This window comes from uncultured Cellulomonas sp. (assembly GCF_947494015.1).
Classification (GTDB): Bacteria; Actinomycetota; Actinomycetes; order Actinomycetales; family Cellulomonadaceae; genus Pengzhenrongella.
On the sequence record NZ_CANLTL010000014.1, the window covers coordinates 34,661 to 47,454 of the forward strand.

Sequence of the window (12,794 nt, forward strand, 5' to 3'; positions counted from 1 at the left end):
GTCGGGTGGGACGTCCTCGTGGCTCTCGGAGGAAGGGTGGTGCGCCGGTGCGATCAGCGGGTGCCGCTCGCACCGGTCCACGGACCCGCAAGACCCGGGTCGGTGCGCCGGCGGTGGGGGGCGCGTCCCGCAACGACCGGTCGGCGGGAACGGTCGCCGCGCCGCGTGCGCGCCGCGGTCGGCCCTCGGCCCCCGACTGGCTGCACGGGGTGGCGGCGTGGTCCTGGCGGCTGATTGTCGCGGTCGCGGCGCTCGCGCTCGTCGTCTGGGCGGTCGACAAGGTGCTCCTCGCCCTGGTGGCCGTGTTCCTGGCGCTCGTCTTCACCGCCGTCATGCTGCCGCTCGTCGGGGTCCTGGCCCGTCGGGTGCCGCGCGGCCTGGCGACAGCCCTCGCCCTGCTCAGCGGGGTCCTCGTCGTGGCGGTGGCGGTGACGTTCGTCGTCACGTCCGCCGTCGGTCAGTGGGACACCCTGGAGGGACAGCTCGACGACTCCCTGTCCGACCTGGCGCGCTGGGTGCGGCAGGAGTCGCTGCCCGTGCCGCTGCCCGAGGACGAGGTCGAGTCCTGGACGCAGCGGGCCATGGCGTGGGTGCGCGAGCACCAGGACGTCGTCGTGGCACGCGTGATGTCGGGTCTGGGCACGGCCGGCCTGGTGCTGACGACGCTCGCCCTGGCGCTCTTCCTCACGGTCTTCTTCCTGGCGCGCGGCGGTCAGATGTGGGGCTGGTTCCTGGACCAGCTCCCGTCCGACGTCGGCGAGACGTGGCGGGCCGGCGGCGAGGCGGCGTGGTCGGCGTTCTCCGGGTACACGGCCGGCACGGTCGTCATCGCGCTGGTCGACGCGGTGCTCGCGGTGATCCTCCTGCTCGTCCTCGGCGTGCCGCTGGCCGTCCCGCTGGCCGTGCTCGTCTTCATCGGGGCGCTGATCCCGTTGGTCGGTGCGCCCGCCGCGATGCTCATCGCGATGGTGGTGGCGCTCGTCGCCAACGGTCCGGTCAGCGCGCTGGTGGTCGGGATCGGCATCGCCCTGATCGGGCAGATCGAGGGCCACCTGCTCGAGCCCCTGGTGATGGCGCGGGCCGTGCGCATCCACCCCGTGGTCATCGCGCTGGCCGTGACGATCGGCGCCCTGGTCGCCGGGATCCTCGGTGCGGTCCTGGCGGTCCCCGTCGTCGCCACCGCCTGGGCCGTGTTCACGCGGCTGCGCGACCCCTCGGACGTGCCCGCCCACGGCGGCGACGGGGCAGCGCCGCCGTAGGCACGGCGACGTGCCGGTCCTCGCGAGCTGACGCGTGCCGCGCGACCTCAGCGGCTCGGGCGCGGCGCGGGGACGACGGTCACGGGGCAGGCGGCGTGGTGCAGGACGGCCTGGCTGACCGACCCCAGCAGCAGCCCCGCGAACCCCCCGCGGCCGCGGGACCCGACGACGAGCAGACCGGCATGCGCGCTGGCGTCGAGCAGGACCCGCCGTGGGTCGCCGTCGACCACGACCGGCTCGACCGGGACGTCGGGACGGCCCTGCCGCCGTTGGGCGATCCAGGCGGTGACGCGGTGCGCCACCGCACCTGCGTCGTCGACGGCGGGACCGGACGGGCCGCGGCGCGCGTAGACGGCGCGCAGCGGGACACCGCGCAGCGCGGCGGCGTCCAGCGCGTGGTCGAGTGCCGGGACGTTGGCCGGCGAGCCGTCGACGCCCACCACGACGGGTCCCTCGGCGTGCGCGTCGCCGCGGACCACGAGCACCGGGCACCGGCCGTAGGCGGCCAGGCCGACCGCCACCGACCCGACCACCAGCCCCGTGACGGGACCGAGCCCCCGGTCCGCGATCACGACCAGCGCGGCGCCGTGCGAGCGGTCCACCAGCACGTCCAGGGTGCGCCCCGTCACGACGTGGCCGTGGACGGGGACGTGCGGCTCGACCTGGCGGGCGCGCTCGACCCCCTGGTCCACGATGTCCTGCGCTCCGTTGCGCAGCCCCGCAGACGCGGGCGCCCCGGGCGGCGGGTCCAGTGAGACGCGGAACAGCGGCCAGATGAACGCGTGCACGACGTCCAGCGGACGTCCCCGACGGTGCGCCTCCGCCACGGCGACGTCCACGGCGAGCAGGCCCGCGTCGGTGCCGTCGACGCCGACGACCACCGGACGTCGGGACAGGACGTCATGCGGGGTGGACATCGGGCCTGCCCACCAGCCACGCACCGGCGCCGATCAGCCCGAGCCCGAGCAGCAGGCCGACCGCGGCGGCTGCCGGCAGCCAGGGGACGCGCGCCCCGACGTCGACCTGGGCCGTCAGGCCGGCGCCGGCGTCGGCCGGCATGACGACCGCGACCCAGGTGCCGTTGCGCGGCGACACCGTCACCTCCTGCGTGCCCGTCCCGACGGACCGGGCGACCCAGAGGTCGACCGCCTCGGGCGGCGCGGCCGGGGCCTGCCCGGCGTGCTCGACCGCGCGGCCGGTCTCGCCGACGAGCCGGGTGTAGGCGACCCCGTCGAGGTAGGCGGCGGCGTCCGCGGCGGGGGCGACCCCGAGGAACACCTCCGTGCCGTCCGGTGCCGTCGCGCGTACCCGGACGTCCCCGAGCACGTCCCCGAGCCAGCGCACCCCGAGGTCGGGGGCGTGGATCTCCACGTCGCCGAGCTCGACGGCGTAGCCGGAGGTCGCCACGTCCCGCGGGGGGCTGGTCAGGTAGCCGCCGTCCCGCAGCGCCAGCTCGCCGACGCCGGCGGTGCCTCCACCGACGAACGCCCCGGCGCCCAGCACCAGCAGGGCGAAGCCACCGACCATCCGCGCGGTCGTGCCCGACCCGGTGCCGGTACCGGGCCCGGACCCGGTCGGACGGGAGATCGGCTCGGACGTCGCGGGTCGCATGGCCGGCTCGGACGTCGTCGACGGCGTCGTGACCACGGCCGCGGCGGTCTCGTGCTCACCCGGGTCCAGCCGGAACGGTGGGTACACGTCCGTCATCAGGGCGGCGTAGGCGGTGACCCGCAGCACCCAGCGGTGCAGCCCCAGCAGCAGGTCGAACAGCGGGCGCGGATAGCTGCCGCGCACCGCCAGGACGACCGCCGCGATGATCGCCAGCAGGCCGATGAGGCCGCCCTCCCACCGCCAGCCGACGTCGGAGGACACCCGGGCGGTCTGCACGCCGGTGCCGACCAGGATGGCCACGACGAGGTAGTGCGGCAGGGCCAGCAGCCACCACTTGACCAGCACGAGGCCGCGGGACAGGTGCTCGGGGTAGTCGACGTGCAGGTGCGCGGGGTAGTCCGGGACCTCCGCCAGCGTGAACGGTGGGTACTGATCGGTCGCGAGAGCTCCGTAGGAGTACAGGGCCACCCGCCACGACCACCGCAGGATGCCGACGTTGACGTCGAAGATGCCTCGGGGGTAGCGGCCGGTGACGAGGATCGCCACGAACGCGACCGCGCTCAGCGCCACGAACCCGACCCACAGGAACGCGAGCACGACCAGGTGCGGGATGACGAGCAGCCACTTCACGAGCCACAGCCACCGGGAGAGCCGGGGCGGCGCCTGCGCGTCCACCTGGACCGGGTACCGCCACGCGCCGGGCGACAGGGACGGGACGGCCGTCGCCATGGGGATCACCTTCTCTGCCAGTCGTTGTCACCCTCAGGTCTGCCACCACCGCGGCGCCCGGACCAGGGACGAACGGCCCACGGGCCGCGCGGGCGGCGGCCGACGCCCGGTCCCCGGTCAGCGGGCGGGCTCGTCGTGGACGACGAGCACCGTGGTGGCGGCGGCCCGGACCACCTCGTTGCTCACCGAACCCAGCAGCATGCCGGTGAAGGCGCCCAGCCCTCGGGAGCCGACGACCAGGAGGGCGGCGTCCGCCGACGTGCGGAGCAGCGCGTGCACCGCGTCCTCGTCGCGCAGGTCCAGCCGCGTGTGCAGGTCCGGGTGCTCGGTCGTCAGGTCCGCAAGGACGTCGTGCGCGGCACGAGCCGTCGGGTCCTCCTCGCCGGGTGCGCCCAGCGACGACACGTAGACCAGGCCGCTCGGACCGTACGTGGTGGGCGCCGGACGAGCGTGGACGACGACGAGCGTGGTCCCACGCAGCCTCGCCTCCCGAGCCGCGACGCGGCCGGCCGCCACGGACGACGGCGAGCCGTCCACGCCGACCACGACGGGTCCGGAGGTGTGCCCGGTGTCGCGGACGACCGCGACCGAGCAGTGAGCGTGGGCGGCGAGGTGGGCGCTCACCCGGCCGATGCGGCTGCGGCCGGCGCGGCCGCGGGCCCCCACCACGAGCAGCCGCGCGTCCTCGCTCAGCGTCCGCAGCATCGGGACCTCGGCGCCGTGCAGCAGCTGGGACGTGACCTGCAGCCCCGGTCGGCGTTCGCGGACCTGCTCCAGGGTGCTGTCGAGGTAGTTCTTGGCCTCGGTGTCGAAGTGCAGGTCGTCCAGGATCGGGTACCAGCTCCACTGGGTGTACTCGCGCGGCTCCTGGTAGGCGCGCGCGAGCACCACGGGCGCCCCCCGCAGCTCCGCCTCCTGCAGTCCCCACTCGAGCGTCTGGTCGCTGTGCGGCGACCCGTCGACGGCGATGACCACAGGACCCTCGGCGTTCATGGCGACCTCCTCGTCCACGCGGACCGCCAGTCCGGCCCCGCCTCCAGGCTCGACCCGCACCGGGCGCCGTCGTCAGGGACTTCGGTCCCGATCCCGTGACCTTCGGCCCTGCGCGGTGCCGGCCCCCACGCCTACGGTCGCCGGCACGGGCTCCCGTGGCCGTCCACGGGCTCGTGCCGGTGCACGGTCCAGCCGCGCACCCGGGACACCGAGGACGCGGGACGGCGCGAGGAAGGTGCAGGGAGATGGACGAGATCAGGCTCATCGAGCGGCTCGAGCAGCCGACGGTCGGGGTACGCCAGGTGGTCCGCAGCGACGGGCTCCCCGACGTGTTCGCCCGCGCCGTCCCCGCCGTGGCGCAGATCCTGCCGCGCCTCGGCGCGGTGCCGGCCGGGGCGCCGTACGCGCGGTACCGGGGCCCGCTCAGCGAGGCCGTCGACGTCGAGGTCGGCTTCCCTGTGGTGGAACCGGTGCCCGACGACGCGGTCGGCTCCGTCACCGTGCCGGGAGGTGAGCTCCGCGCCGACCACCTCCCCGCCGTGCGGGCGGTCGAGGCGGTGCACGCCGGGTCGTACGAGGAGCTGGCCACCACCTACGCGCGCATGGAGGACTGGGTCGCCGAGCACCAGCTCGCCCTGCTCGACCAGTCGTGGGAGATCTACGAGGCCGGACCCGAGTCCGACCCGGACCCCGCGACCTGGCGCACCCGCATCGTGCTGCCGGTGACCGGCCCGGCGGTCGGGGCCGGCTGACCGCACCGCACGGCGTGCCGGCCGACGTGGTCCCCGCGGTCTCAGCCGGCACCGCGGGGTGCCCGCCGTGAGCGGTGCGGGTGCCGCAGGCGCTTGTCGGCACCGACCACGGCCCAGGCCACCAGCGCGACCCCCACGATCCGCAGCCAGACCGGCCCGCCCAGCGGCGCCGTGCCGAACAGCCTGTTCATGGCCGGGACGTACGTCAGGGCGAGCTGGAGCACCAGCTGGACCGTCACACCCACGATCAGCCAGCGGTTGCCGAACGGGTGCAGGCGCCAGACCGCCCGCGTCAGCGACCGGCAGCTGACCAGGTACAGGATGCCGACGACGACGAAGAGGTTCACCGCCGCGGTGCGCGCCTGCGCCAGGCTCGCGCCCCCCGCGAGCTCCCACCGGAACAGCCACCAGGTCCCCGCCACCAGGACGGCCGACACCAGGAGCGTGCGCAGCGTCAGGTCGCTGGTGAGCAGGGGACGCCGGGGGTCGCGCGGGGGACGGGACATGATGCCGGGCTCGGTGGGCTCGAAGGCGAGCATGAGCCCCAGCGCCACGGCCGTGGTCATGTTGATCCACAGGATCTGGGTCGGCAGGATCGGCAGCAGCCCGCCGGCGAGGACCGCGGCGAGGATGACCAACCCCTCGGCCATGTTGGTCGGCAGGGTCCACACGATGAACTTCGTGAGGTTGTCGAAGACCGTCCGGCCCTCCTCGACCGCCCCCTCGATGGTCGCGAAGTCGTCGTCGGTCAGCACCATGGCGGCGGCGTCCTGGGCGACGTCCGTCCCGCCGGCGCCCATCGCGATGCCGATGTCGGCCTGCTGGAGCGCGGGGGCGTCGTTGACGCCGTCGCCCGTCATGGCCACCACGTGCCCCTGGGACTGCAGGGCCCGCACGAGCCGGAGCTTCTGCTCGGGACTGACCCGGGCGAGCACCGACGCGCGCGTCACCGCGTCGACCAGGTCGTCGTCGTCCAGCGCGTCCAGCTCGGGGCCGGTCACGACGTCGCCGGGCCGGGGGGTCTCCGGGACCAGCCCGACCTGCTGCGCGACGGCGCGTGCGGTCGTGGCGTGGTCCCCGGTGATCATCTTGACCTCGATGCCGGCGGCCAGGCACGCCTCGACGGCGGGCCGGGCCCCCGGACGCGGGGGGTCCAGCATGGCCTGGAAGCCGGTCAGCACGAGCGCGCCGGGGCGGACGTCGGGGGTCACCTCGCCGGCCCCCAGACCGGCGACGGCGGTGGCCAGCACCCGCAGGCCCCGGGACGCGAGGTCCGCGGCCGCGGCGTGGGCGGCCTCGGCGTCCAGCGCGCGGTGCGACCCGTCGGCGGCCATCTGCCACCCGCACTGGTCCACGACGCTCTCGACGGCGCCCTTAACGAACGCCACCGCGCGCCCCGTGGTGGCGTCCCGGTGCACGGTCGTCATGGAGCGACGCCCGGCGTCGAACGGGACGGTGGCGACGCGGGGGAGCTGCGCGGTGACGTCGGCGCGCCGCAGGCCGGCGGCCGCGCCGACCGCGAGCATCGCCCCCTCGGTGGGGTCGCCCAGGAGGTGGACGCCCGCGTCGTCGGCGACCAGGGTCGCGTCGTTGCACGCCACACCGGCCACGAGGCACCAGTGCAGCGCGTGGTCGGTGCCGGCGGGCGCGGTGCCCGGGGGGCCGGCAGCACCACCCGTGCGTGCCACCACCGGTGCCCCGTCCGGCCCGACCAGGTGGCCGGTGCCGGCGTACCCGTCGCCCGTGGCGGTGTAGGTCCGTCCGGGGGTCCAGACGGTGCGGACCGTCATCCGGTTCTGGGTCAGCGTGCCGGTCTTGTCGGTGCAGATGACCGTCGTGCTGCCGAGCGTCTCCACGGCGGGCAGACGCCGGACGACGGCCCGTCGGCGCGCCATCCGGGCGACGCCGATCGCCAGCGTGATCGTCACCGCGGCGGGGAGCCCTTCCGGGATGGCGCCGACGGCCAGGGCGACGGCGGCCGTGAACGTCTCGGCGGCGTCGCGGCCGCGCGCGACGCCGATGGCGAAGGTCAGGGCCGCGAGGGCGAGGATCGCGATGGTCAGCACCCGCCCGAACTCGGCCAGTCGCCGGGTCAGCGGTGTGGCGACGCCGGTGGCGGACCGGACGAGTCGGTCGATGCTGCCGAGCTCGGTGGCGCCGCCGGTGGCGACCACGACGCCGGTGGCGGAGCCCGACGTGACGAGCGTCCCGGAGAACAGCGTGTTGCTGCGGTCGGCGACGGCGGTCGTTCCCGGGAGCACGACGTCGTGCTTGGGGACCGGGACCGACTCGCCCGTGAGGGCCGATTCGTCCGCCTCGAGCCTGGTGGCCCCGAGCACGCGCAGGTCCGCCGGCACCCGGTCACCGGCCTCGACCAGGACGAGGTCGCCGACCACGAGCCCGCGGGCGTCGAGGGCGTGCTCGGCGCCGTCGCGGACCACGCGCGCGCGGGCGGACACCATGGACCGCAGGGCCTCGAGCGACGCCTGCGCCTTGGACTCCTGGAGGGCGCCGACCACCGCGTTCACCACGACGACCCCGAAGATGACGGCGGAGTCGACGCGCTCGCCGAGGACGGCGGTGACGACGCCCGCGACCAGCAGGACGTAGATGAGCGGGTCGTGCAGCTGGCGGACCAGCCGGAGCACCGGTCCGGCGCGACGGGCGGCGGGCAGCTCGTTGGCGCCCTCGGTGCGCAGACGCCGGTCCGCCTCCTCCGTGCCGAGGCCGCGGTGGGCGTCGGTGCCGAGCTGCGTCACCACCTCGGCGGACGGCAGGGCGTGGGCCGCGACCCGGCCGCCGGTCCCCTCGCTGGTGGTCGTCATCGTCGTCCCGTCCTCCGCGCGCCCGCTCCACCTCATCGACGTCGATGCCTGAGGAGCTCCGCACCGTGGGGCCGGGGCGCCGGGGGTGGGAGCGCCTGGGCGTGCAGTGCTCCGGTGACCCGGACCCGCACGGGGACGCCGTCGACCGCGGGCGGCACCGCGGCGCGGACGTCGTCACCGGTCACGGCGACCTGCAGCTCGTAGCCGTCGCCGCAGCGAGCCAGACCGACGCCGCAGACCCCGTCGTCGTCCGCGAGCCGGGCGCGCAGCCGCTCCTTGGCGGCTCGTGCGGCGGCCAGGCCCGCCCCCGGGGTCACGGGGTCACCTCCCGCTGGTCGGCGGGCCGACCCGGGCGCGGTCCCGGGGTCGTCGCGGCGGCGTCCCAGCGGAATCTGCGCACGGCGACCAGGCCGGCGCCGAGCGCCCAGGCGAGCAGCACACCGACGTGGACCCACCCGATCGACGCGCCGGCCGGGTCCCACGCCGCGGCCAGCGCGTTCTGCAGGTGCTTGAGCGGGAACAGGTCACCGACCCGCGACATCCACGTGGGCACGTCGTTGATGAACACGTCGGAGAAGAACGCCAGCGGCAGCAGCACCACGAGCCCGACCGCCCCGACCGAGCCGGCGTCCGGGGCGAGTGCGGCGAGCGCGAAGCCGCACGCGGCCAGGCTGAGCATCCCGACGACCAGCACGCCGAGCCCGAGGAGCAGACCACCCAGGGTGGGCCGGACCCCGTAGGCCCCGCGGCCCACGACCAGCACCGACGCAGCAACGACCAGGATCAGCGCGAGACCGGCCGTCGTCCGACCGGCGAGGTAGTGCCACGGCCGCAACGGGGTGCCCCGCAGGCGCTTGAGCACTCCCCGGTCCCGGGCGGTGGCGACGGACTCGGGCACGTTCATGAACGCCGTGACCGCGGTGCCCCAGGTCACCATGCTCGCGGCGAAGACGTCGGCGAAGCGGACCCCGGGGCGGATCTCGAACGAGGCGCCCTGCATGGTGACCATCAGGGCGTACAGGCCGACCGGCAGGACCAGCGCGAAGAACACGGCACCGGGGTCGCGGCGCGTCGAGCGCACCGCGGCGGACACCTGCCCGGCGACCAGCGCGCCGGCGGCGACCCGGCCGGTGCCAGGCCGGCTGGTGGGCACCCGGTGGGTGCGGACCCGGTCCGGTCGGCCGGTGGCCCGCAGCGGCTGGTGCGGCTGGGGCGGTTGGACCGGCTGGAGCGGTTGGAGCGGCCGGTGCCCGGGGTGCACCGGCCCGGCCCGGCGAGCCGTCCTGCCGTCGTCCCTCACCCGGCCGGACCAGCGCGTCGCGACCGCGGCGGCGACGATCCCCCACGCGGCGATCACCGCCAGCGCCCCGGGCTCCCACCCGGCGCCGGCCCGGAAGGGGTTGAACTGGTGCTGCAGCGCCTCGACGAACGGCTTGAGGGGGAGTGCGCTCCCGGCCCGGTCGAGCCAGGTCGGCAGCGTGCCCCCGACCGTGAACATGCCCGAGACGAACGTCAGGACCACCGCGGTCGCGATCGAGCCGGCCTGCGCGACGGCGGTCGACGGCGACAGGACGGAGAACGCCACGCCCATCGCCGCGAAGCACACCGTGCCCACGAGCAGGGTGACCAGGGTCGCCGGGACGGTCCGCCAGACGATCTGCACGTCGTACGCCACGACGGCCAGGGCCAGGACGGCGGTCACGGCGGCCAGGGCGTAGGCCGCGGCCGCGCCGATGCGGGCGGCGAGGAACACCCGCACCGGCATGGGGGTGCCCCGCACCCGACGGACCGTGCCCAGCTCACGGGCCTGGGTCAGCGAGATCGCGACCGTGGGGAACGCCGCGTAGAGCACCCCCATGGCGGCGGCGACCGGCGTGACGAACTGCATGAGCCGCACACCGCCGGCACCCTCGACGGTCGCGTTGCCGGCGAGGACGCCGATCACGAGGAGCCAGACCAGGGGCAGCGCGAGGGTGAAGACGAGGACGACACGCGCCCTCCACAGGCCGACGCAGGCGTGGGCGAGCTGGTCGAGCAGCTGGCGGGGCGCGCGCGACCGGGGGGCGGCGACGGGAACGGGCGCGGCGGTGGCGTGCATCGGTCGGCCCTACCGTCCGGCACCGGTCGGCACCTGCGCACCGGCGGGTGCCGGTGTCGCCGCCGCGTCGCCGACGAGCTGGAGGTAGACGTCCTCGAGCGAGGGACGGTGCACCCCCAGGTCCGTCAGCGCCATGCCGCGGCTCAGCGCCCAGCCGGTCAGCCTGTGCAACGCACGCAGCGGGTCGGTCGTGGTCAGGCGCCGTTCGGGACCGTCGCCGACCAGGAGGCCGTCGAGGTCCGGCAGCGGCTCCGCCATCCGGTCGTGCGGCAGCCGGAACGTCACCACCGAGCTCCGCTGCCCACCGGTGAGCTCGCCAGGAGCACCGAGCGCGACCAGCCGACCGTGCACCACCACGGCCACGCGGTCCGCGAGGTGCTCGGCCTCGTCCATGTAGTGCGTGGTCAGCAGGACCGTGGTGCCCAGGTCGCGCAGCCCGTCGACCAGCTCCCAGGCGCGCCGGCGCGCCGACGGGTCGAAGCCGGTCGTGGGCTCGTCGAGGAAGAGCAGCTCGGGATCCCCGACCAGCCCCAGGGCGAGGTCCAGGCGACGGCGCTGCCCGCCCGAGAGGGTCTTGACCCGGGCGTCCCGCTTGTCGGCCAGGCCGACCTGCTCGACGACGGCGTCCACGGGCAGCCGGCGCGGGTACATGCCCGCGTAGAGCCGGACGAGCTCACCGACGGTGAACTCCTCCTCGAAGCCCGCCTCCTGCAGCACGATCCCGATCCGCGCGAGCAGCTGCGGGTCCCGTGCGGCCGGGTCGTGGCCGAGCACCCTCACCGAGCCGCCGCTGCGCGCGCGGTGCCCCTCGAGGATCTCGACCGTCGTGGTCTTGCCCGCGCCGTTCGGCCCGAGCAGCGCGAAGACCTCGCCCCGCTCGATGGTGAAGGAGAGCCCGTCCACGGCGACCAGGTCGCCGTAGACCTTCCGCAGCCCGTCCACCTCGACCGCTGCCATCGCGCACCGCCTCCCGTCAGGACCCACCGGAGGGCACCGCCGTCGGCCACCACGCCGGGTCACGACCACGGTAAGGACCGCGCACACCGCTCCGGCAGGGACTTCGGTCACCCGTGGCCGGGCGGTGCGGCGGCGTCACCGGCGGCGCAGCGACTCCATCTCGGCCTCGATCCGCGCCTCCGAGGGGCCGGGGGACAGCACGTCCCAGGCGTGGAACACCAGGCCGATGCCCCAGCCGAGGATGGGGAACACCGGCCAGAAGAACCCGGCGCCGACCATCCACCAGATGACGACCAGGGTGACGTTGACCAGGACGTACGCCACGACGTGAGCGGCCAGGTCGCGTCGGGCCTGCAGGCGCCTGACCGCCCGGGCGCGCAGCTCGTCGGCGTCGGGCAGCATGGGGTGACTCATCGAGGGCTCCTCTCTCCGCGGGCTCGCGTCCGGTGGGGCGCCGGACGCCCGCCGTCTCCACGGTCCGCCGAGCCCGTGCACCGGTCCAGGGACGTTCGGCCCGTCCGCTCGCCCGGTCCTCGCGCCCGGCCGGCGACTCCTCAGATCCCGGGGCCCGGCCGCCGGACGACGTCGTCCTGCTCGCCCTGCCGGGCGGCGCGCGTGTGCACCACGAGCACGGTGCCGGTGGCGGACCGGACCACCTCGCTGCTCACCGAGCCCAGGAGCATCCCCCCGAACGCGCCGAGGCCGCGGGAGCCGACCACCAGCAGCTGGCCGGACGCGCCCGCCCGGACCAGCACCCGTGGGGGATCGCCGTCGCACAGCTCCACGGCGACCTCCAGGCCCGGGTGCGCCTGGCGCAGCGCCTGCGCGACCTGCTGCGCGGACTCGTGGGTCGTGCCGGCGTCGTCCTCCGCACCCAGCAGCAGCGGCGGCGCCGCCCGCCCCGCCGCGTACGGGTCGCGCGGAACCGGGCGGGCGTGCACCACCACGAGCGGTACCTCGCGCAGCGCCGCCTCACGGGCAGCCACGCCGGCGGCTGCCAGCGAGCTCGCGGACCCGTCGACGCCCACGACCACCGGCGCCGGTGTCCCCGACCCGGCCGGCCGGCCGCGGACCACGGCCACCGGGCACCGGGCGTGCGCGGCCAGGTGCGCGGCGACCGACCCGACCTGCCGGTGGCCGCCCGCACCGGCGCCCACCACGAGCAGCTGCGCGTCGGCTGACAGGTCGCGCAGCGAGGGCACCGCCGGGCCGCGCAGCAGCCGTGCCTCGACGCCCAGTGCCGGCGCCCGGCGGCGGGTGAGGCGCTGGACGTCGCGCAGGTAGGTCTGGGCTGCCACGTCGACGTCGACGTCGAGTGCGAGCGGGTACCAGCCGAGCGCCACCACGCCCGCCGGGTCGGGTGTCGCGTGTGCGAGCACGACGTCGGCACCACGCAGCAGGGCCTCGGTGACGCCCCACTGGAGGGTCGCGGTGCTGTGCTCCGAGCCGTCCAGCGCGATGACCACGGCGTCCGGGGTCGACATGGTCCCTCCTCCCGCACACGGGCACCGCACGGTGCCGACGACCCCACCGTGGCCCGGCCCGGGCCGGCCGGTGCGGGTCGTACGTC

11 protein-coding genes are annotated in these 12,794 nt (G+C 75.9%); 2 read left to right on the forward strand and 9 right to left on the reverse strand.

All coding sequences use genetic code 11. The annotated features are described in order from the left end of the window. The first annotated feature begins 209 nt into the window (after positions 1-209). Entirely contained in the window at positions 210-1,259 is a 1,050-nt protein-coding gene (locus tag Q0840_RS14950; protein ID WP_298460752.1) for an AI-2E family transporter, read from the forward strand. 47 nt (positions 1,260-1,306) lie between these two features. Here the strand turns inward: Q0840_RS14950 and Q0840_RS14955 are convergent, their stop codons facing one another. The 3 genes from Q0840_RS14955 to Q0840_RS14965 all read right to left on the reverse strand — a co-directional run bounded on the left by Q0840_RS14955 (position 1,307) and on the right by Q0840_RS14965 (position 4,592). After that, positions 1,307-2,176 carry a universal stress protein gene (locus Q0840_RS14955; RefSeq protein ID WP_298460754.1) on the reverse strand — a complete coding sequence of 290 codons (870 nt, stop codon included), beginning with the start codon at positions 2,174-2,176 and terminating at the stop codon, positions 1,307-1,309. Beyond that, a complete protein-coding gene (locus Q0840_RS14960) occupies positions 2,160-3,599 on the reverse strand; it encodes a DUF4389 domain-containing protein (RefSeq protein ID WP_298460756.1) in 1,440 nt (479 codons plus the stop codon). The genes Q0840_RS14955 and Q0840_RS14960 overlap by 17 nt, the downstream gene beginning before the upstream one ends. A gap of 117 nt (positions 3,600-3,716) precedes the next feature. Then, on the reverse strand, positions 3,717-4,592 hold the full coding sequence (locus Q0840_RS14965) for a universal stress protein (protein ID WP_298460758.1): 876 nt from the start codon (positions 4,590-4,592) through the stop codon (positions 3,717-3,719). 245 nt (positions 4,593-4,837) lie between these two features. On the opposite strand from Q0840_RS14965, the gene Q0840_RS14970 reads away from it, so the two are divergent. Further along, complete coding sequence (locus Q0840_RS14970; RefSeq protein WP_298460759.1) at positions 4,838-5,344, forward strand: GyrI-like domain-containing protein; 507 nt, start codon at positions 4,838-4,840, stop codon at positions 5,342-5,344. Positions 5,345-5,385: 41 nt separating this feature from the next. On the opposite strand, the gene Q0840_RS14975 is transcribed toward Q0840_RS14970, so the two are convergent. The 6 genes from Q0840_RS14975 to Q0840_RS15000 all read right to left on the reverse strand — a co-directional run bounded on the left by Q0840_RS14975 (position 5,386) and on the right by Q0840_RS15000 (position 12,708). After that, entirely contained in the window at positions 5,386-8,169 is a 2,784-nt protein-coding gene (locus Q0840_RS14975) for an HAD-IC family P-type ATPase (RefSeq protein WP_298460760.1), read from the reverse strand. A 32-nt stretch (positions 8,170-8,201) separates the two neighbouring features. Next, positions 8,202-8,486 carry a hypothetical protein gene (locus Q0840_RS14980; RefSeq protein WP_298460762.1) on the reverse strand — a complete coding sequence of 95 codons (285 nt, stop codon included), beginning with the start codon at positions 8,484-8,486 and terminating at the stop codon, positions 8,202-8,204. Then, positions 8,483-10,267 carry an ABC transporter permease gene (locus Q0840_RS14985; RefSeq protein ID WP_298460764.1) on the reverse strand — a complete coding sequence of 595 codons (1,785 nt, stop codon included), beginning with the start codon at positions 10,265-10,267 and terminating at the stop codon, positions 8,483-8,485. The genes Q0840_RS14980 and Q0840_RS14985 overlap by 4 nt, the downstream gene beginning before the upstream one ends. Before the next feature lie 9 nt (positions 10,268-10,276). Further along, positions 10,277-11,224, reverse strand: a complete 948-nt coding sequence (locus tag Q0840_RS14990; protein WP_298460766.1) for an ABC transporter ATP-binding protein — start codon at positions 11,222-11,224, stop codon at positions 10,277-10,279. A 135-nt stretch (positions 11,225-11,359) separates the two neighbouring features. Continuing rightward, complete coding sequence (locus tag Q0840_RS14995; protein ID WP_298460768.1) at positions 11,360-11,638, reverse strand: 2TM domain-containing protein; 279 nt, start codon at positions 11,636-11,638, stop codon at positions 11,360-11,362. 140 nt (positions 11,639-11,778) lie between these two features. After that, the gene (locus tag Q0840_RS15000; protein ID WP_298460770.1) at positions 11,779-12,708 is read right to left on the reverse strand and encodes a universal stress protein; all 930 of its coding nucleotides are present in this window, start codon (positions 12,706-12,708) and stop codon (positions 11,779-11,781) included. Positions 12,709-12,794: the final 86 nt, after the last annotated feature.